This window comes from uncultured Corynebacterium sp. (genome assembly GCF_947253065.1).
In the GTDB taxonomy this organism is placed as follows: Bacteria; Actinomycetota; Actinomycetes; order Mycobacteriales; family Mycobacteriaceae; genus Corynebacterium.
In genome coordinates, this window is sequence record NZ_CAMXWS010000002.1 from 45658 (window position 1) to 69568 (window position 23911).

19 protein-coding genes are annotated in these 23911 nt (G+C 60.5%); 14 read left to right on the plus strand and 5 right to left on the minus strand.

The window, feature by feature from the left end:
• The first annotated feature begins 29 nt into the window (after positions 1 to 29).
• Both Q0X21_RS01035 and Q0X21_RS01040 read left to right on the plus strand, forming a co-directional pair.
• Positions 30 to 1595, plus strand: a complete 1566-nt coding sequence (locus Q0X21_RS01035) for a GMC family oxidoreductase (protein WP_297849840.1) — start codon at positions 30 to 32, stop codon at positions 1593 to 1595.
• A 253-nt stretch (positions 1596 to 1848) separates the two neighbouring features.
• Positions 1849 to 2247, plus strand: a complete 399-nt coding sequence (locus Q0X21_RS01040) for a DUF3151 domain-containing protein (protein ID WP_297849841.1) — start codon at positions 1849 to 1851, stop codon at positions 2245 to 2247.
• A 185-nt stretch (positions 2248 to 2432) separates the two neighbouring features.
• Here the strand turns inward: Q0X21_RS01040 and Q0X21_RS01045 are convergent, their stop codons facing one another.
• Positions 2433 to 3494, minus strand: a complete 1062-nt coding sequence (locus tag Q0X21_RS01045; protein WP_297849842.1) for a Cj0069 family protein — start codon at positions 3492 to 3494, stop codon at positions 2433 to 2435.
• Between the two features lie 264 nt (positions 3495 to 3758).
• On the opposite strand from Q0X21_RS01045, the gene Q0X21_RS01050 reads away from it, so the two are divergent.
• Both Q0X21_RS01050 and Q0X21_RS01055 read left to right on the plus strand, forming a co-directional pair.
• A complete protein-coding gene (locus Q0X21_RS01050) occupies positions 3759 to 4634 on the plus strand; it encodes a sulfurtransferase (RefSeq protein WP_297849843.1) in 876 nt (291 codons plus the stop codon).
• A 181-nt stretch (positions 4635 to 4815) separates the two neighbouring features.
• Positions 4816 to 6588 carry an acetyl/propionyl/methylcrotonyl-CoA carboxylase subunit alpha gene (locus tag Q0X21_RS01055; protein WP_297849844.1) on the plus strand — a complete coding sequence of 591 codons (1773 nt, stop codon included), beginning with the start codon at positions 4816 to 4818 and terminating at the stop codon, positions 6586 to 6588.
• Positions 6589 to 6658: 70 nt separating this feature from the next.
• Here the strand turns inward: Q0X21_RS01055 and Q0X21_RS01060 are convergent, their stop codons facing one another.
• From Q0X21_RS01060 to Q0X21_RS01070, 3 genes are all read right to left on the minus strand, one after another.
• Positions 6659 to 7903 (minus strand): amino acid permease, encoded by a 1245-nt coding sequence (locus tag Q0X21_RS01060; RefSeq protein WP_297849845.1) that lies wholly within the window; start codon positions 7901 to 7903, stop codon positions 6659 to 6661.
• A 108-nt stretch (positions 7904 to 8011) separates the two neighbouring features.
• Positions 8012 to 9508, minus strand: a complete 1497-nt coding sequence (locus tag Q0X21_RS01065; protein ID WP_297849846.1) for an NAD-dependent succinate-semialdehyde dehydrogenase — start codon at positions 9506 to 9508, stop codon at positions 8012 to 8014.
• Between the two features lie 142 nt (positions 9509 to 9650).
• Entirely contained in the window at positions 9651 to 11201 is a 1551-nt protein-coding gene (locus Q0X21_RS01070) for a PucR family transcriptional regulator ligand-binding domain-containing protein (protein WP_297849847.1), read from the minus strand.
• Between the two features lie 147 nt (positions 11202 to 11348).
• On the opposite strand from Q0X21_RS01070, the gene gabT reads away from it, so the two are divergent.
• Positions 11349 to 12677, plus strand: coding sequence for a 4-aminobutyrate--2-oxoglutarate transaminase (gene gabT / locus Q0X21_RS01075; protein ID WP_297849848.1), 1329 nt, complete (start codon positions 11349 to 11351; stop codon positions 12675 to 12677).
• Between the two features lie 12 nt (positions 12678 to 12689).
• Here the strand turns inward: gabT and Q0X21_RS01080 are convergent, their stop codons facing one another.
• Positions 12690 to 13361, minus strand: a complete 672-nt coding sequence (locus Q0X21_RS01080) for a TetR/AcrR family transcriptional regulator (RefSeq protein ID WP_297849849.1) — start codon at positions 13359 to 13361, stop codon at positions 12690 to 12692.
• Between the two features lie 111 nt (positions 13362 to 13472).
• Between Q0X21_RS01080 and Q0X21_RS01085 the strand changes: the two genes are divergently transcribed.
• The 9 genes from Q0X21_RS01085 (at position 13473) to Q0X21_RS01125 (ending at position 23822) form a co-directional block, all read left to right on the plus strand.
• Positions 13473 to 14969 (plus strand): NAD(P)/FAD-dependent oxidoreductase, encoded by a 1497-nt coding sequence (locus Q0X21_RS01085; RefSeq protein ID WP_297849850.1) that lies wholly within the window; start codon positions 13473 to 13475, stop codon positions 14967 to 14969.
• A 15-nt stretch (positions 14970 to 14984) separates the two neighbouring features.
• Positions 14985 to 15917 carry a universal stress protein gene (locus Q0X21_RS01090; RefSeq protein WP_297849851.1) on the plus strand — a complete coding sequence of 311 codons (933 nt, stop codon included), beginning with the start codon at positions 14985 to 14987 and terminating at the stop codon, positions 15915 to 15917.
• Entirely contained in the window at positions 15914 to 17467 is a 1554-nt protein-coding gene (locus Q0X21_RS01095) for an APC family permease (RefSeq protein WP_297849852.1), read from the plus strand. Before Q0X21_RS01090 ends, Q0X21_RS01095 begins: the two co-directional genes overlap by 4 nt.
• A 112-nt stretch (positions 17468 to 17579) precedes the next feature.
• Complete coding sequence (locus Q0X21_RS01100; RefSeq protein WP_297849853.1) at positions 17580 to 18965, plus strand: NAD-dependent succinate-semialdehyde dehydrogenase; 1386 nt, start codon at positions 17580 to 17582, stop codon at positions 18963 to 18965.
• Between the two features lie 142 nt (positions 18966 to 19107).
• A complete protein-coding gene (locus tag Q0X21_RS01105; RefSeq protein ID WP_297849854.1) occupies positions 19108 to 19587 on the plus strand; it encodes a GNAT family N-acetyltransferase in 480 nt (159 codons plus the stop codon).
• Between the two features lie 218 nt (positions 19588 to 19805).
• Positions 19806 to 21053, plus strand: a complete 1248-nt coding sequence (locus tag Q0X21_RS01110; RefSeq protein ID WP_297849855.1) for an ABC transporter substrate-binding protein — start codon at positions 19806 to 19808, stop codon at positions 21051 to 21053.
• 153 nt (positions 21054 to 21206) lie between these two features.
• Positions 21207 to 22280, plus strand: a complete 1074-nt coding sequence (locus Q0X21_RS01115) for a carbohydrate ABC transporter permease (protein ID WP_297849856.1) — start codon at positions 21207 to 21209, stop codon at positions 22278 to 22280.
• Positions 22277 to 23107, plus strand: coding sequence for a carbohydrate ABC transporter permease (locus Q0X21_RS01120; RefSeq protein WP_297849857.1), 831 nt, complete (start codon positions 22277 to 22279; stop codon positions 23105 to 23107). Before Q0X21_RS01115 ends, Q0X21_RS01120 begins: the two co-directional genes overlap by 4 nt.
• 76 nt (positions 23108 to 23183) lie before the next feature.
• Positions 23184 to 23822, plus strand: a complete 639-nt coding sequence (locus tag Q0X21_RS01125) for a DUF305 domain-containing protein (protein ID WP_297849858.1) — start codon at positions 23184 to 23186, stop codon at positions 23820 to 23822.
• Positions 23823 to 23911 lie beyond the last annotated feature (89 nt).

Below are 23911 nucleotides of genomic sequence, written 5' to 3' on the forward strand. Positions count from 1 at the left end.
TTTCACTCTTAGTTCTAAGGAGATTTTTCATGGCTATTCGTGATTCCTACGATTACATCGTTGTCGGCGGCGGCTCCTCCGGTGCTGCTGTCGCTGCCCGCCTGTCGGAGAACCCGGACGTCACCGTCGCCCTGCTGGAGGCTGGCCCGGACGACCGCAAGTACGACGAGGTCCTTTCCCTGAAGCGCTGGCCTGAGCTTCTCGAGTCCGGCCTGGACTGGGACTACCCCATCGAAGAGCAGGAGAACGGCAACTCGTTTATGCGCCACGCACGCGCCAAGGTGCTCGGTGGCTGCTCCTCCCACAACTCCTGCATCGCCTTCCACACACCGGCAGAGGACCTGGAGATCTGGGAGAAGCTGGGCGCTAATAACTGGAACCCGGAAAACGTCCTCCCCTTGATCAAGAAGCTGGAGACCAACTCCCGCGAAGGCGACCAGTACGGCCACGACGGTCCGGTCGAGATCATGGACGTCCCACAGGTCGACCCGGTGGGCACCGCTGTCCTGGACGCTTGTGAGGAAGCTGGCTTGCCGCGCAAGAAGTTCAACACCGGTGAGACCGTCAAGCACGGTGCGGAGTTCTTCCAGATCAACTCCCACAAGGACAACACCCGTTCTTCTTCCGCAGTGTCCTACCTGCACCCGAATGAGAAGCGCGAGAACCTGGACATCCTCACCGACATGTGGGTCACCCGCATCCTGTTCGCTGACGATGACACCAACACCGCCACCGGCGTCGAGTACCTGGCGGACTCCTTCAACCGCAAGGCCACCATCTCCGCCAACAAGGAAGTCATCATCTCCGCCGGTGCGATCAACTCCCCGCAGCTGCTGATGCTCTCCGGCATCGGCCCGCGTGAGCACCTCGAGGAGTTCAACATCGACGTGCGTGTCGACGCCCCCGGTGTCGGCTCCAACCTCCAGGACCACCCGGAAGCTGTCATCCAGTTCGAAACCAAGGTCCCGATGGTCCGCGACTCGACGCAGTGGTGGGAGATCGGCATCTTCACCCAGATCGACGATGACACCGATCTGCCGGACCTGATGATGCACTACGGCTGCACCCCGTTCGACATGCACACCGCACGTCAGGGCTACCCGCAGGCAGATGAGGTCTTCGCTTTGACCCCGAATGTCTGCCACGCCCGCTCCCGCGGCACCGTGCGTCTGCGTTCCAATGACTACCGCGATAAGCCGAAGGTCGACCCGCGCTACTTCACCGATGAAGAGGGCTACGACATGCGCATCGCTGTCGAGGGCATCAAGCTGGCCCGCAAGATCGCTGACCAGCCGGCTCTCAAGGACATCGTTGCCCGCGAGCTCTCCCCGGGTGCGGATGTCCAGTCGGATGAGGACATCGCCGACTACATCTCCAAGACCCACAACACCGTCTACCACCCGGTGGGCACCGTGCGTATGGGCTCTGAGGACGATGAGATGTCTCCGCTCGATCCGGAGCTGCGTGTCAAGGGCACCAAGAACCTGCGCGTTGCTGATGCTTCGGTCATGCCGCAGATCGTCGCGGTCAACCCGAATATCACCTGCTACGTCATCGGTGAGCGTGCTGCTCAGCTGATCGCTGGCGAGGCTTAACCCCTTATAGGGCCCAGCTAGGGCCAGCTAGGGCCAGCTAGGGCCCGGCTAGGGCCGGCTAGGGTCCAAATACCTATTCCTAAACACCTATTCACCGGGTCGGGACAGCGGGCGTTGAACCCGTCACCTTGTGAATAGGTATCCAGGAATAGGTATTTAGCTTTTCGGAGGTTGTAGCCACGGCGCTGATCCCCACGCTGATCCCCACGCTGATCCCCACGCTGGTCCCCAGGTAATCGGTAGCCTGGTGGCCATGGAAATCAACGATATGCTCGCCCCTAAGCCCATCAAGCTGCCCGCCGATCCGGCCGCGGGCAAGGATCTGCTTGCAGACGGCACCGCACTCGCCCACCCCGACTCCCCTGCTGTATGGGCTTCCCGCGCGGAACGCGAACTGAGCGTCGGCGACAAACTCATCGCCTACGCGTACGCCCGCACCGGCTACCACCGCTCCCTAGATCGCCTTCGCGCCAATGGCTGGAAGGGTTGGGGCCCGGTCCCAGCCAGCCACGAGCCAAATCAGGGTGTGCTCAAGGCCATCGCGATGCTGGCCTTGACCTCCAAGGCGATCGGCGACCAGGACGAGTACGACCGCTGCCGCCAGATGCTTTCCGACGCAGACCCGGCCAGCGTGGCGCAGCTGCTGGACTAGTGAGTTTTGCAGCGACGCGGTTATCAAGTTGGATCCAAGATTCTTCCGACCTTCACGCTACTGAACTGGGCACGAGAGACTGGTGCACGTAAGTTGGCCAACAAGAACCGGACCGTATAGCAGGATCTAGCTGCTATACGGTCCGTGTGGGACGGGCGAAGGTGCCGTCGATAAGCAGAACGTGCTTAGGCGTTCTTCTCCTCAACGCGCTTGATGGCCTCCTCAGCGACCATTTCCTGGATGCCCATGTCCAGCTCGGAAGTGAAGCCGACGCAGGAGCAGTTGATCTCGCCGAGGACGTAGGTGTCCTCGCCGGTCTCATCGTCGTCCGCAAGCATGAAGTCCGCGGTCCAGATCAGCGGAATGTTGTCGCCACCGAGGTTCTCGGCAATGACCGGGCGTGCCTCGGCGAACATGTCGACCAGCTCCTGCCACTCCTCCGGCTTCTGGTAGGTGTACTGCGCACCGGAGAACAGGGTTGCGGAGAATGCGTCGCCGCCCTCAGCCGGCTTCTTGTGCACAACGAAGACCGGGTGCGGGCCGACCAGGAGGATGCGGATCTCACCCTCGACGATGCGCGGCATGAAACGCATGTCCACGAGCATGCCGTTATCGCCCACGATGTACTGGTCGCAGAAGTCCATGAACTCGCCCAGCTCACGCTCTTCGGTGTGGTTGTCCACAGCCTCAGTGCACTTGAGCTTGGTGTCCAGCGGCAGTGCGGTGCCCGGCTCGACGGACTCGGCCAGCGCTTCGTCGGCAAGGCGGACGCGCCAGATGCCGGAACCGGTGGAGCCACGGTTCTGCTTGAGCACGCGCTCACCGTAGGACAGGGAGGTCGGGAAGGTGTTGTGGAAGGACTCGACGTCGTAGTACGCAGCGGTGTCCTCCGGGACCAGGGAGGTCTTGTTCAGCTTGACCAGGGCGTCCTTGGCGCCGTAGGAGACCATCTCCTCCGGAGTGGACATGCCCACCAGGCCAGCCTCAGACAGGCGGGTGAGTAGGTCGAAGTAGCCCTTCTCGCCGCCCGGGATATTGCCCGGGTTCACGCGGGAGATGTAGCCGTCGAAATTCTTGGAGACGTATTCAAAGATGTCGTCGGACCACTCGGGGCGGAAGTACACGACCTCGGAATTCCAGCCCTTTTCCTTGATGGCGTTGACGATGGGCATGGTGTCCTTGCGGTGCCCGTCGAAGTACTTGTCAGATCCGCCTTCAACCTCGAAGACGACAATTGCCTTGTGCACAGTGAATCCCTTCAGATAAGTGCTTGTAGTGCGGGAGGAACCCTCAAGCCCATATCCCGAGTGTTCCCTGTCTGACATTAGGGTGTTTTGCCCGTGTATGCGGGGCAAGTGAAATGGATAGTAATAAAGCTCACAGCGCTCAAAGTTCACAATCTCATGACCAGTTCCCCAGTGTTCACAGGTAAGGTTGCGGGTGACTCGCTGCACATGGTTGTGTAGCCTCATTTGTCCGTTAATTCCACCCCGTACGCAGAGGTTGTTTTCATGGGAATCCCCGCAGATCCCTTCCCGCAGTTCCAGGACTTCGCGCATCCGGAGAAGTTCGTCTCCGCTTCGTGGTTGTCCGCCCGTTTGGGTGTGGACGGTTTGCGCGTTGTGGAGTCGGATGAGGATTCGTTCCTCTACGACATTGGCCATATCCCCGGCGCGGTGCGCATTGATTGGCACAAGGATCTCAACGACGATGTCGTGCGTGATTTCATCGACGGTGAGGCTTTTGCTGAGTTGATGAATGCGCGTGGCATTGGCCGCGATGACACGGTGGTCATTTACGGCGATCACAACAACTGGTGGGCGGCGTACACGGCATGGGTATTTGAGCTGTTTGGCCACCCGGATGTGCGCATTCTTGATGGCGGGCGGGACGCCTGGATGGGCGAGGAGCGTGATACGTCCTTCGCGGTGCCGGAGTACCCGTCACAGAATTACCCGGTGGTGGAGCGCACGGATAAGCCGTGGCGCACATTCGTCGACGAGGTGCGTGACCGCGACGAGAAGAGCATGCTTATCGACGTCCGCGGGCCCGAGTACTACTCCGGCTCCGAGACCGAACTGGAAACGGACCGCCTGCGGGTCTCCCCTGTTCTGCGCCACGGGCATATTCCTGGTGCGGTGAATCATCCGTGGGGCGATGCGGTGTACCCGAATGGTCGGGTGAAAAACCGTGAGGCCATTGCGGAGGCATACAAGGATGTTCCGACTGATGCGGATGTGATCACGTATTCCGGCAATGGCCAGTCTGCTGCCCACACGTGGTTCATTCTGCGATACGTCCTTGGCCTGGAAAATGTTTCTCTTTATGACGGCTCGTGGTTCGAGTGGGGAAACATGGTCCGCATGCCGATCGATAGGGATGAGTAGAGGACGTTTGGTAGCGCAGCCTTTTTAAGGTCTCTGATGCGTCGTTAAGCAGTGTTCAACGCTGTTTTAACCGCCTTGTGCTCTACCCTTGGGGGACAAACCCATGGGTAGAAGTATGCGTTGCCGTACGTTTTGTGTTTTGGCCCCTTGAATTGTCCACCGATAGGAAGCGTTGTTGGAAGTGTCTTCGCCTTTGACCATTTCTAAGGTTCTCATTGCTAACCGCGGCGAAATCGCCGTGCGCGTGATTCGTGCAGCTAAGGATGCCGGGATCGCCTCGGTGGCGGTATACGCCGAGCCAGACACCGACAGTCCTTTCGTGGAGCTTGCTGATGAGGCTTTCGCCCTTGGTGGTGCCACGGCGGCGGATTCTTACCTGAACTTTGACAAGATCATCGGTGCTGCGAAGGCATCGGGCGCTGATGCGATTCACCCGGGCTACGGCTTCTTGTCGGAGAATGCTGACTTCGCCCGTCGTGTGATTGATGAGGGTCTGACCTGGATCGGCCCGTCGCCTGAAGCAATTGCTCTGCTTGGCGACAAGGTGGAGGCTCGCCGGATTGCGGAAAAGGTCTCTGCCCCCATGGCACCGGGCACGAAGGAGCCTGTCGCTACTGCTGATGAGGTCGTGGCTTTCGCTGATGAGCACGGTCTGCCGGTGGCCATCAAAGCTGCCTACGGTGGCGGTGGCCGCGGCATGAAGGTCGCGCACACCCGTGAGGAAATCCCGGAGCTGTTCGAATCCGCTACCCGTGAGGCAGTCACCGCATTCGGTCGTGGCGAGTGCTTCGTGGAGCGCTACCTGGATCGTGCCCGCCACGTTGAAGCACAGGTGATTGCGGACGTGCACGGCAACGCCATCGTCGCCGGCACCCGTGACTGCACCCTGCAGCGCCGCTTCCAGAAGCTCGTGGAGGAAGCCCCTGCCCCGTTCTTGACGGATGCGCAGCGTGAAGCAATCCACTCCTCGGCAAAGGCGATTGTGAAGGAGGCTGGCTACTACGGTGCCGGCACGGTCGAGTACCTGGTCAGCCCTCCTGATGAGCGCAACCCGGAAGGCATTATCTCCTTCCTCGAGGTGAATACTCGCCTGCAGGTGGAGCACCCGGTCACTGAGGAGACCGCTGGCATTGACCTTGTGCGTGAACAGTTCCGCATTGCTTCTGGTCTGCCGCTGCGTCTGACGGAGGATCCCACTCCGCGTGGACATGCCATCGAATTCCGCATCAATGGTGAGGATCCGGGCATGAACTTCATGCCGGCACCGGGCACGATCACTCGCTATGTCGAGCCGTCCGGCACTGGCGTGCGCGTGGACAGCGGTGTCCGTTCCGGCAATGTCATCGGTGGCCAATTCGACTCGATGCTGGCCAAGCTGATCGTCACTGGTGAGACCCGTGATGAGGCGATCCAGCGTGCCCGCCGTGCGCTTGACGAGTACATCGTTGAAGGCCTGCCCACCGTCATCCCGTTCCACCAGGCTGTGCTGAATGACCCGGCTTTCATCGGTGATGGCGAGAGCTTCAGTGTGTACACCCGTTGGATCGAAGAGGAATTCAACAACACCATCCCGCAGTACCAGGACAGCGATGAAGAAGGCGATGAGCCGGGTACCAACCGCACCTACGCCGTGGAGATCGACGGCCGCCGCATCGAGGTCGCACTGCCCGCTTCCCTGGTGATCGGCAATGGTTCCAAGCGCAAGTCCAAAAAGCGTCGCTCCTCCGGTACGGCTCTGTCCGGTGATGCTGTGCCGGCACCGATGCAGGGCACCGTGGTCAAGGTGAATGTCGCTGAGGGCGATACCGTCAACGAGGGCGATATCCTGCTCGTGCTCGAGGCCATGAAGATGGAGAACCCGGTCAAGGCCCACAAGTCTGGCACCGTGAAGGGTCTTGCTGTGGAGCAGGGCGATCAGGTGAATAAGACCGCCGTGCTCCTGGAGATCCGCTAGATCAAACCCGCATGAGAAAAGGTGGAGGGGGATTCCCCTCCACCTTTTGTATTTCTCGGTGTTCTGGTGTTTAAGCCCAGCCAGCTGGCACGAGTCCCAGCAGCGAGATCACCGAGTAGATGAACGCAGCCACATAGACCACGATGATCGTGGCTTGGATGACCACATGGTCCACACCGCGGACCTGCCACACCGGCTTCTGGTCACCGGCAACTCGTGCGCGACGCAGCAGCAGGACCGGCACGACAGACATGATGGCGCCAGCGAAACCACCGGCATAGGTCAGTGCGGAAACGAAACCGCCAAGACCAGCCAATGCAATCACCAGCGGCGGCACAACAGTCAGTGCGGTTGCGGCCACGCGCTGCCAGCCGTCCTCCGGCCAGTGGAAGATATCCAGCACATTGCGCATCGCAGTAAAGCCGATGGCCAGGAAGGACGTGAACATGGCCAGCAGGGCAAACAGATTAGCCATGTAGTAGGCAGCGGTACCAAGCTTCTCGCCCCAGGCGATGGTGACCACCTCAGTCACCTCAGTGCCCAGCAGGCCGAGTGCTGCGAACGGGACCAAAGCCAAGGTGAATGCGGTGATGCACATACCGGCGATGATCGCCTTCGGCAGCGCTTCCGGCTTGGTTTCAGCCATACCGCGAGCCATCTCCGGCACGACATACTGCGCCAAGAACGTGAACACAGCCAGGTTCATGATCGGAATGATGAAGTACGGCTTGAGCACCCACAGGTTGGTCAACTCGATGCCCGGACCAAGAATGGTCCACAGCACAAGCGTCAAGATGATCGCAGCCATACCACTGGTGATCAGGCCCTCGACGAAACCAGTCGCCTGCAGTCCCTTCCACATGATGTAGGAGCCCAGGACGTAGAAGATCAACGTGCCTGCCAGCGGTGGGAGTCCGAAGAGGTTGTTCATCAGCTGGCCAGAACCTGATGCATACGCAATGAGCGCACCAATACTGTTGACCACGATCGCGGCGAAGACCAGAAAGCGGCCAGTCTGGCCCAAGAAACGCTCCGCCAAACCGGAGAGCTGGAGTGGTTCCTTGGTGCGCAGCGACACCTCAGCCACATAGAGCATAGAAATGGTGGTCAGCGTTCCCGCGATAGCGAGTGCAATCACCAGGGCAAGGAATCCGCCATTGCGGCCTGCATATGGAAGAGAAAGAATGCCTGCACCGATATTGGTGCCAAAGATGAGGGCTACGCCCTGCCAAAAACCGATTGCGTGACTCTTTGCACGCGAAGGATCTGATTCATGATCGCGCAACGGCGCGGGAGTTGTACCAGTCGAAGACATGGAAGTGAATCTAGCAACGAATAGACCGGGGTCACATCTGGGGTTGAAAGTGCCCCAATGATCGCCCGGTCTTTTCTCGCTTACCTGCGCGGATTCGCGCAGGTTGGGTTATTTATTGGCGTACGGGTCGCGCACACCGATGTACTGCACCTCGGTGTACTCGTCGATACCTTCGGCGCCACCCTCGCGGCCGAGGCCGGAGTGCTTCACGCCGCCGAACGGAACAGCCGCATTGGAGACGACACCAGCGTTGTAGCCGACGATGCCGAATTCCAGGCCGTCTGCCAGACGCCACATACGATCCGGGGTCTCCGAGAACACATAGGAAGCCAGGCCATACGGGGTGGAATTAGCCAGCTCGATAGCCTCGTCCTCGTCAGTGAACTCGTAGATCGATGCGACCGGGCCGAAGATCTCCTCCTGGAAGATGCGGGAATCGGTGCTTGCGCCGCGCAGGACGGTCGGCTGGAAGAAGAAGCCATCGCCTTCGATAGCGCTGCCACCGGTAAGGACATCAGCGCCGTTCTGCTTCGCATCGTCGACAAGGCTTGCCACGTTCTTGCGTGCCTTCTCCTCGATCAGCGGGCCGACGTCAACGCCATCTTCCATGCCATTGCCCACGGTGAGGGCTTCCATGGCCTTGACCAGCTTCTCGGTGAACTCGTCGACAACGTCGGAGTGGACTAGGAAGCGGTTAGCAGCGGTGCATGCCTCGCCGATATTGCGCATCTTGGCGGCCATTGCTCCTGCAACTGCCTGGTCGATGTCTGCATCTTCGAAAACGATGAACGGGGCGTTGCCGCCAAGCTCCATCGAGGTGCGCAGAACGCTGTCGGCTGCCTGCTTCATCAGGATCTTGCCCACAGCGGTGGAGCCGGTGAAGGACACCTTGCGCAGGCGCGGATCAGCAATGAGCGGCTCAGAGATCGCAGCCGGATCAGTACCGCAGACGACGTTGAGCACACCTGCCGGCAGGCCTGCCTCGATCATGGTCTGCACGAAGTACTGAGTGGTCAGCGGGGTGAGCTCTGCCGGCTTGAGCACCATGGTGCAGCCAGCAGCAACAGCCGGGGCGACCTTGCGGGTGGCCATGGCCAGCGGGAAATTCCACGGGGTGATCAAAAGGCACGGGCCGACCGGCTTGCGGCGGGTGACCATGCGGATGCCGCCTTCCGGCACCTCCTGGGTGCGGCCGTACTGGCGGACGGTCTCCTCAGCGAACCAGCGCAGGTACTCAGCGCCGTATTTGACCTCGCCGCGTGCCTCCGCCAGCGGCTTGCCCATTTCCAGGGTCATGAGCGTGGCGAATTCCTCGGAACGTTCGGTGACCAGCTGGTAAGCGCGGGTGAGGATCTCGCTGCGCTCGCGTGCCGACGTGCGTGCCCACTCCTTTTGCACCTTCGCTGCAGCATCAAGCGCTGCTACTGCATCATCGCTGTTTGCGGAAGACAGCGTGGCCAGCACCTCGCCCGTGGCGGGGTTGACCACATCAAACGATTCGCCGCTGGACGCATCGCGCCACTCGCCATCAATGAAGAGCCCGGTGGGCAGGGATTCGAGCAGCTTAGCGGTATCCACAGCACCCTTGGAATCAGCCATGATCATGCCTTTCTTTGTTGTCTTTTAATCAGCCGGTACGCGCACCGGCTCCCTATAAGAGCAACGCTATACCGCCAGGCAATGTTCGACGCACGCTGGCACCTCGCCCCCGTTTTGGGGCATTGCGCCTTGGCTGCCTTTGTGGTAGCTATCCCGCATCAGCGGCACTGAGCAAAACCAGCAGCTCAGCACGGGCAAGCGGATCTTCCAAGGCCAGCCCATAGCGCTGCTCCGCACGATCAATCCGTGCTTTCAGGGTGTGGCGGTGCACGCCGAGTGCTTCAGCCGAAGCCCGGATCTCACAACCATGAATCAGGAAAGCTTGAACCGCTTCGAGCAATGTCGGATCGTCGGCAGCTAATGGTTCGAGCACCTCCCGGTAGCGGCGGGAAAGCGCTGTTTGCACTGCTGTGTCTTCCACCCAATCGAGTCTGCGTGGCACGTATTCATCGACGGTGCCCGGTGGCAGGGAACGTGCACGTTCCACCAAGTGAGTCAGTTCATCAGCGCTCAAATCCCGCCACTGGGTCTTCTGCCCGGAGAGCACGCGCAGGCGTGAAGCAAAGGTTCCGAAGAGTTCTATCGCGGCAGCTTCGGTTAGCGGTGTGCGGGATAAAAACACGAAGCCATCACGGGATGTCCGCAGATGCGCCAATGGCTTTTGTCCCAGGCCAAGCCCCTCATCGAGCCTGTTCAGTGCACGGGTCGATGCAGCTTTATTCGCCGCGACGATCGCGACGGGAACCACGGCACCGTGGCCGTCCGCAGCGCCGTCGAGAAGCCTTTCCACCGCGGGCTTAGTCGTGGGATCCGAAAGGAAAAGCTCCAATGCGGCGCCGTGGAGTTGGGTTTCAGCGCTGCGCAGCGCAAGCGGATCGCGCAGGACGATCTCCGCCAGGCCCACGAAGTGCTTGATCGCACTGCGTGACAGCGGGGGCAGAGCATGTGGCGAATCAACGACAGCCACGAAGTATTTCCCGCCCAAAGCGCGCATGCGCTGAACAATGATCGTGCGGTTTTCAGCACGGTAGGCACGGCTGCGCCCACCATCAGAAATGGCCAAGCGCAGGGCTTTCAGCGCACGTTCCGTCGGCTTTGTCGGCGCGGAAGAAACAACCCGCCCTGCGCTGTCGCCGATGAGCACGTCCGCACCAACGGCATTGTGCGTGCGCCCGACCAGGGCATCCACTCCCCCATTCCACGCAGCACGGTTCAAACCTTCGGCTGCCTCCAAGATCTCATTCGCCGCGGCGGCCTGCCGGCGAGCATGTTCCTCGCCCACCACTTTGGAGATCAGCGCGAATGGAGTTTTGCGCGGGACCTCAAAAAGGGGCAGATTGGCCGCCGCACATGCCGTACGCAAAGCCACCGGAACTTCGGTGTGCTGCAGGCCAGTACCGAAACCGAGCGCGGCGATGCCGGCCTGACACAGGCCTTCCACATAGTCATGAATCCCCTGCTCATCGTCGGGATCAATACGCAGGCCCAGCGTCAACAGGATGGAGTGAGGGCGGAAGAATTCCGCGGTCTCAACAATCTCACTGGCCTGAACCGAGCCAAATTTTCCACGTTTGAGCTCGCCGATCGGGGCTAGTTGCAGGGTGCGAATTCCATAGAGCCATTTCAGATCCAACAGCTCGGCCGCATCGTGCCATTCAACGCTGCCACCACGGGTTTCAGCGAGCACATCACCAGTCATGGACACAGTGTACAAGTTAGCGCTACAACATGGACACGGTGTCGGTTGCCTTAGGGGTGGGCAGAGAGCGGATACTACAGCCATAGATCGCTTGCCCACTTTCATTCATGGGCAGCTCGCCTAGAACCCCGGAAAGGAACCCGCACAATGCAGGATCTCGAATACCGCCTCCCCCAGGAGCGCCGCATCAACACTGAGCTTCCCGGCCCGGCCAGCGCCGAGCTGGACAAGCGTCGTAAAGCAAGCGTCGCTGCAGCAATGAACCCGGGCCTGCCGGGCTACATCGTCGACGCTGACGGCGGCGTGCTTGTCGACGCCGACGGCAACTCGTTCGTTGACTTTTGCTCCGGCATCGCCGTGACCTCCGTTGGCGCTTCCAACAAGCGCGTTGTCAACGCTGTCTCCGAGGCTGCTTCCCACTTCACCCACACCTGCTTCATGGTCAGCCCGTACGAGAGCTACCTGCAGGTCGCTGAGCTGCTCAACGAGCTGACCCCGGGCGATTTTGAGAAGCGCACCGTGCTGCTCAACTCCGGTGCGGAGGCAGTGGAGAACGCCGTGAAGATCGCGCGTTCCTACACTCGCAAGGCAGGTGTTGCCGTCTTCGATTACGCATACCACGGCCGCACCAACCTGACCATGGCCATGACCGCGAAGAACAAGCCGTACAAGTCCAGCTTTGGCCCGTTCGCCAGCGACATCTACCGCGCACCGATGTCCTACCCGCTTCGCGACGGCCTGAAGGGCGACGAGGCTGCTGAGCGCACCATCCGCTACCTCGAGCAGTATGTCGGCGCTGAGAACCTCGCTTGCGTTGTCATCGAGCCGATCCAGGGCGAAGGTGGCTTCATCGAGCCGGCTGAGGGCTTCCTCCCGGCAGTCGTCGACTGGTGCCGCGCAAACAACGTCGTGTTCATCTCTGACGAGATCCAGGCTGGCTTCTGCCGCTCTGGCGACTGGTTCGCTTCCAGCTATGACGGCATCGAGCCGGACCTGGTCACCACCGCTAAGGGCATCGCTGGCGGTATGCCGCTGTCCGCCGTGACCGGCCGCGCTGAGATCATGGACGCTCCGATGGCTGGTGGCCTCGGTGGCACCTACGGCGGCAACCCGGTCGCTTGTGCAGCTGCTGTCGCTGCAATCGAGGAGATGAAGGAGCACAACCTTCCGCTCCGCGCCAAGGAGATCGGCAAGATCATCCACGAGGAGCTCGACCCGCTGTCCGACCTGGCTGAGATCGCTGAGATTCGTGGCCGTGGCGCAATGATCGCTATCGAGCTGGCAACCAAGGACGGCAAGCCGAATGCCGAGCTGACCTCCAAGGTCGCTGCAGAGTGCAAGGCGAAGGGCGTTCTCATCCTCACCTGTGGCCTCGACGGCAACGTCGTGCGTCTGCTTCCGTCGCTGGTCATTCCGGAGGACCTGCTGCGTGACGGCATGCGCGTCATCGCGGAGGCAATCCGCAACAACATCTAGTTGCACGAGAACCTAGTCGAGGTCCATTCCGTCGAGTAGGTTCTTCAGGCCGGCAGTAAATGGCTGGTCAGCATAAGGGTTAGCGTCATGCTGACCCTTTTTTGCTGTCGTGTCACCGCGCATCGCTTCGGCCGCCTGACGCAAAGCGGAGTGCTCGGTAGAGATCTCAGCGGGATCAAAGAGGTCAGCAGGGGCATGCGCGTCCCACGCTGATCCGTAGATGAAAGACTCCAGCGCAATAATGCGCGCCATCACGCGTTCAGGCGGACTGCCAGCATCCGTCAGCGCCTGGGCGACCACCTCGTACATCTCCTGCGTGCGCGGGGATGCACCAATCGGCTGGACCGCGATAACAGGAATCAACGGAGTGTGGTTAGCAAACACATCGCGGTATGACCGTGCCCATTTCTCAAGGGCACCGCGGTAACCGGAACCGGCAGCGATGGCATCTTTCAGCGGCGCGACGTCGACAAGCTGCATCACGGAGTCCTGCAGCAGGTAGAGCAATTCCTCTTTGCCGGAAACGTGGTTATACAAAGCGCTTGGCGCGACATCGAGGCGGCGTGCAACGGCGGCCATGGTGAGCGCTTGATACCCCTGTTCCGAGGTAAGTGCGAGAGCAGCCGCGCCGAGTTTTTCGCGACTGACCAGCACTTCTGTGGGGCGCCCCCGTTCTTTTACCATGTGAATCTTCCCTCGTTAGCAATTCGAATGTACCCTGGATCACACCATTTAATGAATGGCGTTCATTATCCGCGTTGGCCGAACCACGGCCACAAGTACAGGAGTAAAAGCATGAATTCTAGCGCACCTAATCGTGAAATTGAGCGCGATGTTGTCGTCGTCGGCGCTGGCCCAGCTGGACTGATGGCTGCACGCACGCTGGCCAAGGCCGGCAAGTCCGTCGCTGTCCTCGAGGCTCGCGAGCGCGTCGGCGGCCGCACCTGGAATGGACGCGTGCGTGACGCCAAGGGCGTTGACCACTTCGTCGAGCTCGGCGGCCAGTGGATCTCCCCCGACCAGACCCGCCTGACCGAATTGGTCGATGAGCTAGGCCTGAAGACCTTCCAGCGCTACCGCGAAGGCAAGTCCATCTACGTCTCCCCGGACGGCGAGCGCCACGAGTACGAGGGTCCGGTCTTCCCGGCTTCTGAGTCCACCCAGGCTGAGATGGACAAGCTGATCAAGATCCTCGACGACCTGGCAGCTGAGATCGGCGCCAAGGAGCCGTGGGCACACCCGAAGGCAGCAGAGCTGGACTCCATCTCCTTCCGCCACTGGCTGGAGCAGCTGTCTGATGATGAGGAGGCCATTGACAATGTCTCCATCTACGTCGCATCCGGCATGCTGACCAAGCCGTCCTTCACCTTCTCCGCACTGCAGGCAGTCCTCATGGCTGCTTCCGCCGGCTCCTTCTCCAACCTGGTCGACGAGGACTTCATCCTCGACCGCCGTGTTGAGGGCGGCATGATGTCCGTTTCCGAGACCATGGCAAAGGAGCTTGGCGACGACGTGTTCCTGGGCACCCCGGTCCGCGAGATCCAGTGGGCACAGCCGGATCCGTCGACCGAGGACAGCCTGAACAACGTCAAGCCGGACGTACGCAATGGTGTGCCGAACAACGGCAAGCCGGGCGATGTCACTGTCGTCTCCGAAAAGATCACCGTTCACGCCAAGAACGTCGTCATCGCTGTTCCGCCGAACCTGTACAACCGCATCTCCTACGTCCCGGCAATGCCGCGTGACCTGCACATCGCTCACCAGCACATCTCCATGGGCCTGGTCATCAAGGTCCACGCCATCTACGAGACCCCGTTCTGGCGCGAGAAGGGCCTGTCCGGCACCGGCTTCGGTGGCGGCCGTTTGGTCCAGGAGATCTACGACAACACCAACCGTGGCGCCAATATCGCCGGCGGCAACCCGGGCGAAGAGGACACCTACGGCACCCTCGTCGGCTTCGTTTCCGACGTCTACGCCGAGGAAATGTGGCACCTGCCGGAAGAAGAGCGCAAGCAGCGCATCCTCTCCGCTATGGCTGACTACCTGGGCCCGGAGACCATGGAGCCGATCGCGTTCTACCTCTCCGACATGGCTGCAGAAGAGTGGACCCGTGGCGCATACGCAACCAGCTACGACCTGGGCGGCCTGTCCCGTTGGGGCCACCTGCAGAACCAGCCGGTCGGCCCGATCCACTTCGCTTGCTCCGACATCGCCGACGAGGGCTACCAGCACGTCGACGGCGCTGTCCGCCAGGGCGAGCGCGCTGCAAACGCCATCCTGGCTAACTACTAAAAGGCACGGGTGATAATGGTCCAGCCAACACAAGAGCCTGCGGATCGCGGGCCATCGAGAATCCTGGTCGGATACCTGGCTACCCCAGCTGGCAGTGACGCTTTGAACTTGGGCATCGCCCTGGCTCGAAGCTGGAATGCTGAGCTGGAGATCGCCATGGTGGTCCCCCACTCGGAGAATTATTCCGGTGCGTACCCTCGTGTCACCGCGCATGAAACGGTGATTAGCCGTCAGCTCAGCGCGTGGCTCGAGAACGCACTCGCGAAGGTTCCCGAAAATATCAAGGCCACCGGCCGGGTCGTTTCCGGTTTGGAAGAGGCCCGGTCGCTGCACCGCACTGCTCAAGAGTTGGATTGTGACTTGATCATCCTGGGCACTCGTGGTGGCGGTCTGCTGCGTCGTTTCAGCATCGGGTCTTCGGCGAATGCACTGTTGCACTCGTCGTCGATTCCGATCGCGCTTGCACCGCCGCGCTACGAGGCCCCTGAACGGATCAGCCGCGTGTCATGCATGTTTGGCACGCTGGCTGGCTCGCGTCCTTTGATCGACACCGCGATTCGCACCGCGAAATTCACCAACAGCGAGCTGCGGTTGATCTCCTTCCTCACCGATGAGGATGCGGGCGCGATCCGCAAAGAGGTCACCCACAAGGTGTTGGAGAACCTCGAAGCCAACGCCAACCACTACCTCGCGGAGCAAGCAAAGCAGCTTGTCGACGCCGGCTCGGCTACCACCGAAGTCGTCACCGGCAAGACCGTTGCTGAAGCCGCGACCGAATTGGAGTGGCGTGACGACGAAATCTTGCTTGCCGGCTCCTCCCGCCTTGCCGCCGCTGGCCGTATCTTCATGGGCCCGCGCGCAGCCAAGGTCCTGCGGAGTCTGCCGATTCCGCTGCTGATCACCCCGGTGCAGGACACCAGGAAAGACCCTGAGGAGGCTACGGAATGAGCCCACGGAAAACGGCTGAAAAGATTGCACAGCAGCCGTCGCAAAGCGAAAAAGGCCTCATCACTGGGCGCGTCGGTCTGATCGGCGCTGTGGTGATTGGCGTGAGCTGTATTGCTCCGTCGTACACCTTGACCTCGGGTCTTGGCCCGACGATTTCGGAGGTCGGCGACCACGTCCCGGCAATCTTGTTGCTCGGCTTCTTCCCGATGTTGCTCGTCGCGTTCGCCTACCGCGAGCTAAACAACCGTGTGCCGGATTCCGGTACCTCGTTCACCTGGGCAACGAAGGCTTTCGGCCCGTGGGTCGGCTGGATGGGTGGTTGGGGCCTGATCACGGCGACCATTTTGGTGTTGTCGAATCTGGCCGCTGTAGCGGTGGACTTCTTCTATATCCTGCTGGCACAGCTCACCGGCAATGATGCATTCGCGGAGCTCACCCGCAACCTGTGGGTGAATATTCCAACGACGATCGCGCTGCTGGCGGTCGCTGCATACATCTCTTATCGCGGCCTTGAGTCCACGGAAAAACTCCAGTACTTCCTGGTCGCCCTCCAGCTGTTCACGCTGGTGCTCTTCGGCGGTATGGCGCTGTGGAATGCATACCACGGTGGCGGTTATGACTTCCATCCGGTGGAAGCTGACTGGTTCAACCCGCTGACCATCGGTGATTTCTCTACAGTCGCCGCTGGTATCTCGCTGTCGATCTTCATGTTCTGGGGCTGGGACGTCACCCTGACCATGAATGAGGAGACAAAGGATCCGGAAAAGACCCCGGGCCGGGCGGCAACGCTGACCGTGCTTGTGGTCATCACCGTCTACATCCTCACCGCCGTCGCTGTCGTGGCGTGGGCTGGTACGGGCGACACTGGCCTTGGTGCCGGTAACCCGGAGAACCAGGAGTCCATCTTCGCCGCCCTCCAAGGCCCGGTCATGGGCCCGTGGGCGATCCTGATGTCCATCTCGGTGCTGGCGAGTTCCTTCGCTTCGCTGCAGTCCACGATGGTGGGCCCTGCCCGCACGCTGCTGGCCATGGGGTTCTACAAGGCCCTGCCGCCAGTCTTCGCGCAAATCAGCCCGAAGTTCCGCACCCCGGGCGTAGCCACCGCAGCATCCGCACTGGCTGCTGGCGGCTTCTACACCGTCACCAGGATCGCCTCCGAGAACGCACTGTGGGACACGATTACCGCGCTTGGTCTGATGATCTGCTTCTACTACGGCATCACCGCTTTTGCATGCGTGTGGTTCTTCCGCAAGGAGATCACTGACTCTGTCCGCGGCTTCTTCTTCCGCTTCCTGCTGCCGCTGATCGGCGGAACGATGCTGCTGGCAATGTTCTTCATCACCGCATTCGACTCCATCGATCCGTCCTACGGTTCCGGCTCGTCGATCTTCGGCATGGGCACCGTCTTCGTGCTCGGCATGGGCATTTTGCTCCTCGGCGTTGTGCTGATGCTGTTCACGCGACTGCGCCACCCGGCGTTCTTCCGTGGTGAGACCCTTGCCCGCGTCACGGCTGATGAGGATGACTCGACCCCGATCATCACGATCTAACCGTCTGCCGTTCCGTGGCCAGATCCCTACACTGGCGGCCACGGAACACAAGCAGAACAACTCAATCGACTCAATCGACCCAGACTGACTTCAAGTAATTAAAGGAGACACCATGGCTGAGAAAGATTTGTCCTACCGAGTAGAAAACCCGGCGACCGGTGAGGTCACCGCGACCTACCCGACCGCTACCGACGAGGAGATCCAACAGGTTCTCGCTGCGTCGGAGAAGGGCTTCAACGAGTGGGCCGCACTGGATATCGCTGAGCGCAAGAAGTACGTCCTGCGCATTGCTGAGCTTTTCGACGAGCGCAAGGAAGAGCTCGTTGAGATCATCGGCCGCGAGATGGGCAAGGCACGCCCCCACGCCATTGATGAGGTGGAGCTGTCCGCCAATATCTTCCGCTACTACGCCAACAACGGTGAGCAGTTCGCTGCTGACCGCACAATCGAGAGCTTCAACGGTGGCACCGCTGTGATCCGCCACCTCCCGCTCGGCGCGCTGGTGGGCATCATGCCGTGGAATTTCCCGTACTACCAGGTCGCACGCTTTGCAGCGCCGAATCTGATGAACGGCAACACCATCATTTTGAAGCACGCTGAGATCTGCCCGGAGTCCTCTGCCGCGATCCAGAAGATCGTCGAGGACGCAGGCCTTCCGGCTGGCGCTTACCAGAATGTCTACGCCACCCACGACCAGGTGACCACCATGATCGAGGATCCGCGTGTGCAGGGCGTTTCCCTCACCGGTTCCGAGCGTGCAGGTGCCGCAGTCGGCGCGACCGCCGGCAAGAACCTGAAGAAGGCAGTGCTGGAGCTCGGTGGCAACGACCCGTACATCCTGCTCGATTCCGCTGATGTCAAGGCAGCTGCCGAGCTGGCATGGGAGACCCGCATGTACAACATGGGCCAGGTCTGCAACGGCAACAAGCGCATGATCGTCATGGAGGACATCTACGACGAGTTCGTCGACGAGCTGGTCAAGCTTGCAGAGCAGGCGAAGCCGGGCACACCGGAAGAGGCTGGCGAAAACGGCGTCTACGCCCCGCTTTCCTCCCGCTCTGCTGCTGAGATTCTCGATGAGCAGATCACCCGCGCCGTCAAGGAAGGCGCTACCCTGCGCGCTGGCGGCGGCCTCGGCGAGAATGCCTACTACGCACCGGCAGTGCTCACTGATGTGGACACCAATAACTCGGTATACAACGAAGAGCTCTTCGGCCCGATCGCCCTGGTATTCAAGGTCTCCTCTGATGAGGAAGCACTGCAGCTTGCCAACGACACCCAGTACGGCCTCGGCGGCGCTGTGTTCTCCCAGGACACCGACCGCGCAGTTGCGATCGCCCGCAAGCTTGAGACCGGTATGGCGAATGTGAATACGCCTGCAGGCGAAGGCGAGGAGATCCCATTCGGTGGCGTGAAGCGTTCCGGCTTCGGCCGCGAGCTCGGTCCGCTGGGCATGGACGAGTTCGTGAACAAGCAGCTGTACTTTGTAGAGGACTAATCCCCTACTCTCGCTAAACGCAGCACTCCCCAGTCTTCGCGCCTTCCGGCGCGGGGCCGGGGAGTTTTTTAATTGGTTTTTCCTTTAAGAGATTTGCTTCACTGCCAGTTATTATGTGTGCTTTGCGTTACCATTGGGAGTTATGGAATTCACGCTAAAACCCGCCACCGAATCGGACCGCACCTACATTCGCCGGTTGCACTATTTGGCGGACGTCTTCGGGGATGAGTCGAAGCCACTTAACTGCAGCCAGGAGAAGCTGACGGCTTTTGTGGATGACTGGTCGCCGGAGCACGACGGCGGCTGGATCGCCTACGACCAGGACCGGACCCCTGCCGGTGGCATTTGGCTGCGCTACTGGGAGCCAGATAACCGCATTAGCCACGCCAACCTGGGCCCGAATGTGCCGGAGCTCTTCCTGGCCGTTGAGGAGCGCTCCCACGGCTATGGTCTGAGTGCCGTGCTGCTGCACTCGGTGTGCGAGCTCGCGATCGATCAGGGCGCGGAGAAGATCTCTTTGGAGGTCATGCCTGAGAACAAGCGCGCCCGCCACGTCTACGAGAAATTCGGTTTTGTGGAGACTCAGACGAACCCGAACGTGATGTACCGCGATCTGGTCTAATCCCCCCGACTGTGGGGTAAAGGCTGGCAATAAATCCACATTGGATCAACCAGCCACACCCTACAACCGGACCCCGCACCCCCGCGGCCTCCCCTGGCTCGGGGGTGATTTCATGCCATTTTCCGCAGGATTGTTCACCCGAAGTTCATGAAACTCTGGGCTTTCATGCATGCGTTCTTTAAGATTGGAGACACCCTCTGATCTGAAAGGCCTTGTTTATGACATTCCACGCAACTCGCAAGACCGGCGCCGTGCTGTGCGCCATTGCTCTTTCTTCCACTGCTCTTGCTGCTTGCTCCAGCGATTCCGCTGATAATGCTGGCGGCGACGGTGCTTCCGCTGGCGAGCGTGGCCCCATCACCTTCGCGATGGGCCGCAACGACACCGATAAGCTCACCCCGATCATCGATGCGTGGAATGAGCAGCACCCGGATGAGAAGGTCACGCTCAAGGAGCTCGCTGGTGAGGCTGATGACCAGCGCGATACCCTCGTGCAGTCCCTGCAGGCCGGTAATGATGACTATGACGTGATGGCACTCGACGTGGTGTGGACCGCGGACTTCGCCGCTAACCAGTGGCTCGAGCCGCTCGAAGGTGACTTTGCAGTGGACACCTCCAAGCTGCTGCAGTCCACCGTTGAGTCCGCTACCTACAACGACACCCTGTACGCGCTGCCGCAGAACACCAACGGCCAGCTCCTGTTCCGCAATGTGGACCAGGTTGAGTCGAAGCCGGACACCTTTGAAGACCTCAAGTCCGCTTGTGAGGCCGTGGAGGGTGACTGCCTGACCACCCAGCTCAAGCAGTACGAGGGCCTGACCGTGAACACGATCGGCTTCATTAACGGCTGGGGCGGCGCCGTCATTGACGCGAACGGTGAACCGACCGTTGAATCCACAGAGGCTAAGGCTGGCCTGCAGGCACTGGTCGATGCATACGAGGACGGCACCATCGCCAAGTCCTCCACCGCTGCTACCGAGGAGGAGACCAACCTGGCTTTCACCGAGGGCAAGACCGCCTTTGCTATCAACTGGCCGTACATGTACTCCAACGCTGTTGAAGCAGGCGTGAACGTCGAGGTCCAGCCGCTGGTTGCTGAGAAGGGCGTTGGCGCTTCCACCCTCGGTGGCTACAACAACGGCATCAACGTGAACTCCAAGCACAAGGCAACCGCGAAGGACTTCATCGAGTTCATCGTCAACGAGGAGAACCAGCTCTCCTTCGCTAAGGCTTCCTTCCCGCCGGTTTTGGCTTCCATCTACGACAACGAGGAGCTCATCGCGGAGCAGCCGTACCTGCCGGCACTCAAGGAGTCTCTGGAGAACGCTAAGCCGCGTCCGGTTTCCCCGTTCTACCCGGCGATTTCCAAGGCCGTCCAGGACAACGCTTACGCAGCGCTGACCTCCGGCAAGAGCGTCGATGACGCAACTAAGGACATGGCTGCCGCCATTAAGCAGGCGCAGTAATAGCCACCTGACCACGGTTTGCCTTCCGGCTAACACGGGCAAACCGGGCACCATATGGCCGCAACGGTTTAAGATCCGTTTGCGGCCCTTGCCATTGTGGGGGCCAAAACCGAGTGTGCAGCACCGTAGGTTCTGTGCTTCGAAGGAGAGTTCATGAGTACCGTCCTTAAGCGGCATGGATCAGCGAAAGACAAAAACGCAGATTCCAAGCCGAAGAAAACGCGCTTTGGCAGCGATTCCGGTAAAGCGTACGCACTCGTAGCGCCGGCACTGATCGTGCTGGCCATCGTGATCGGTTACCCGATCCTGCGAGCCATTTGGTTGTCGTTCCAGGCGAACCGCCACCTCGATCCGTCGACAGGCGTGTTCGTTGATGGTGGTTTCGCTGGGCTGGATAACTACCTGTACTGGATTCAGAACCGGTGCATGACCCCGACGGGAACTGTGGGTGACTGCCCGCCGGGCGTGCTGGCGACGGACTTCTGGCCAGCACTGGGCATCACGCTGTTCTTCACCGTGGTCACTGTCTCGCTGGAGGCTGTACTGGGCATGGTGATGGCGTTGATCATGAACCATCCGTCCCGTATGCGTTCGTTGATCCGTGCGGCGGTGCTCATCCCGTGGGCAATCCCCACCGCTGTGACTGCGAAGCTATGGCAGTTCATGTTCGCCCCGAACGGCATTGTGAACTCGCTGTTGGGCCAGTCCATCGCGTGGACCACGGATCCGTGGGCAGCGCGTGTGGCTGTGATCATTGCGGATGTGTGGAAGACCACACCGTTTGTCGCCCTGCTCATCCTCGCTGGCCTGCAGATGATTCCGAAGGATGTGTATGAGGCCGCGCGCGTGGATGGTGCATCTGCGTGGCAGACCTTCCTGCGCATCACGCTGCCGCTGGTTCGCCCGACGCTCATGGTGGCGATTCTGTTCCGTACCCTCGATGCCTTGCGTATGTACGACCTGCCGGTGATCATGATCTCCGGTTCCTCGAACTCTCCCACTGCCACGATCTCGCAGCTGGTGGTGGAAGACATGCGTCAGAACAACTTCAACTCTGCTTCCGCATTGTCCACGTTGATCTTCCTGCTCATCTTCGCCGTCGCCTTCATTATGGTCCGCTTCGCCGGGGCTGATGTCGGCGGTGAACAAACACAACGCAGAAGAGAAAAACGGGAAGAAAAGCGTCGCGCTAAAAGCGCAAAGAAGGAGAAGGAGGCAGCACGATGAAAAACCTCGGCAAAATCGGACATGCCTTAGGCGTTGTCTTCATTCTCGTGTGGGGTCTCGCCCCGTTCTACTGGATGCTTGTCACCGCGCTGCGCGATAAGAAGTACACGTTTGACACCACCCCGTGGCCCACGCACGTCACCCTGGAGAATTTCCGCGACGCGCTGGCCACGGATAAGGGCAATGACTTCCTCGGGGCGATCGCGAACTCGCTGATCATCTCCCTGATCACCACCCTGCTTGCTGTCATCGTGGGTGTTTTCACCGGCTATGCGCTGGCACGCTTGGACTTCCGCGGCAAAGGCATCGTCACTGGCATCATTCTCGCCGCGTCGATGTTCCCGGGCATCGCATTGGTCACCCCGTTGTTCCAGCTCTTCGGTGACCTCGGCTGGATTGGTACCTACCGCGCCATGATCATCCCCAATATCTCCTTCGCACTCCCGCTGACGGTGTACACGCTGATTTCCTTCCTGCGGCAGCTGCCGTGGGAGCTCGAAGAAGCAGCGCGTGTCGACGGCGCAACGCGTGGCCAGGCCTTCCGCAAAGTGCTTCTCCCTCTGGCTGCACCGGGTATTTTCACCACAGCGATCATCGCGTTCATTGCGACGTGGAATGAGTTCATGCTCGCGCGCCAGCTGTCCACCAACGCCACCGAGCCGGTCACCGTGGCGATTGCTCGCTTCTCCGGACCGAGCGCCTTTGAGTACCCCTACGCAGCCATCATGGCTGCCGGTTCGCTGGTCACCGTGCCGCTGATCCTCATGGTGCTGGTCTTCCAGCGCCGCATTGTCTCCGGTCTCACCGCCGGTGGCGTGAAGGGATAAGTGGCCTTCCCCACTTTTGTGGCGTTGACCTGGGACTGACAGCTAGTCTGACCCTGAACACTGAAAGGGGATGCCAATGGCAGACAGAGAACTCAATAATGGACTTGATGTCCGTGCCACTGGATCCGAGGAGCTAACGCGGCCGGACCGCAAGCCGTGGATCATTGCCCTCGCCGTCATCGCCGCGCTCGTGTTGCTCATCGCCGCCCTCAGCCCGACGGTCCGCGGGGCCTTCAGTGACGGCGGGGACGAGGCGGAAGGGACACACAACGAAGTGGACGTCCACTTCCTCGGCATGATGGTCCCCCACCACCAGCAGGCCATCGACATGTCCGACGTGCTGCTTGAATCCGATGTCGACGACGAGCAGGTCCGCGACCTGGCTCAGCGCATCAAGGACGGTCAAGAGCGCGAGAACGAGCAGATGCGCGCCTGGGCTGACGAGTGGGGCATCCAGGACGACATGGAGATGCACTCGACCCACATCGCGAACGGGATGTTCCAGCCGGAAGAGCTCGAAGAATTCGCAACGCTGGAAGGCGATGAGCTGCGCACCACCTTCCTGGAGATGATGCACTACCACCACGATCATGTCATCCCCATGACGCAGGACCAGATCGACAACGGCGGGTATGCCCCGCTGCGCGAGCTGGCACAGGAGATGGTCGACGTCCAGACCGCGGAGATGAAGGAGATGGAAGAGCTTCTCGCTTAGCTCGCTCTTCTCCCCACTCCTTCTTCCACAGCACAAAGCCGCTAGCTCCCGCACCACCCTCCTCTCGGAGGGAGTGCGGAGCCTAGCGG

Bases quoted from the DNA above. Each gene is read 5' to 3' on its own strand.
- Q0X21_RS01035 (WP_297849840.1), top strand. From the start codon at position 30: ATGGCTATTCGTGATTCCTACGATTACATCGTTGTCGGCGGCGGCTCC.
- Q0X21_RS01040 (WP_297849841.1), top strand. From the start codon at position 1,849: ATGGAAATCAACGATATGCTCGCCCCTAAGCCCATCAAGCTGCCCGCC.
- Q0X21_RS01050 (WP_297849843.1), top strand. From the start codon at position 3,759: ATGGGAATCCCCGCAGATCCCTTCCCGCAGTTCCAGGACTTCGCGCAT.
- Q0X21_RS01060 (WP_297849845.1), bottom strand. From the start codon at position 7,903: ATGTCTTCGACTGGTACAACTCCCGCGCCGTTGCGCGATCATGAATCA.
- Q0X21_RS01065 (WP_297849846.1), bottom strand. From the start codon at position 9,508: ATGATCATGGCTGATTCCAAGGGTGCTGTGGATACCGCTAAGCTGCTC.
- Q0X21_RS01070 (WP_297849847.1), bottom strand. From the start codon at position 11,201: ATGACTGGTGATGTGCTCGCTGAAACCCGTGGTGGCAGCGTTGAATGG.
- gabT (WP_297849848.1), top strand. From the start codon at position 11,349: ATGCAGGATCTCGAATACCGCCTCCCCCAGGAGCGCCGCATCAACACT.
- Q0X21_RS01080 (WP_297849849.1), bottom strand. From the start codon at position 13,361: ATGGTAAAAGAACGGGGGCGCCCCACAGAAGTGCTGGTCAGTCGCGAA.
- Q0X21_RS01085 (WP_297849850.1), top strand. From the start codon at position 13,473: ATGAATTCTAGCGCACCTAATCGTGAAATTGAGCGCGATGTTGTCGTC.
- Q0X21_RS01090 (WP_297849851.1), top strand. From the start codon at position 14,985: ATGGTCCAGCCAACACAAGAGCCTGCGGATCGCGGGCCATCGAGAATC.
- Q0X21_RS01095 (WP_297849852.1), top strand. From the start codon at position 15,914: ATGAGCCCACGGAAAACGGCTGAAAAGATTGCACAGCAGCCGTCGCAA.
- Q0X21_RS01100 (WP_297849853.1), top strand. From the start codon at position 17,580: ATGGCTGAGAAAGATTTGTCCTACCGAGTAGAAAACCCGGCGACCGGT.
- Q0X21_RS01105 (WP_297849854.1), top strand. From the start codon at position 19,108: ATGGAATTCACGCTAAAACCCGCCACCGAATCGGACCGCACCTACATT.
- Q0X21_RS01110 (WP_297849855.1), top strand. From the start codon at position 19,806: ATGACATTCCACGCAACTCGCAAGACCGGCGCCGTGCTGTGCGCCATT.
- Q0X21_RS01115 (WP_297849856.1), top strand. From the start codon at position 21,207: ATGAGTACCGTCCTTAAGCGGCATGGATCAGCGAAAGACAAAAACGCA.
- Q0X21_RS01120 (WP_297849857.1), top strand. From the start codon at position 22,277: ATGAAAAACCTCGGCAAAATCGGACATGCCTTAGGCGTTGTCTTCATT.
- Q0X21_RS01125 (WP_297849858.1), top strand. From the start codon at position 23,184: ATGGCAGACAGAGAACTCAATAATGGACTTGATGTCCGTGCCACTGGA.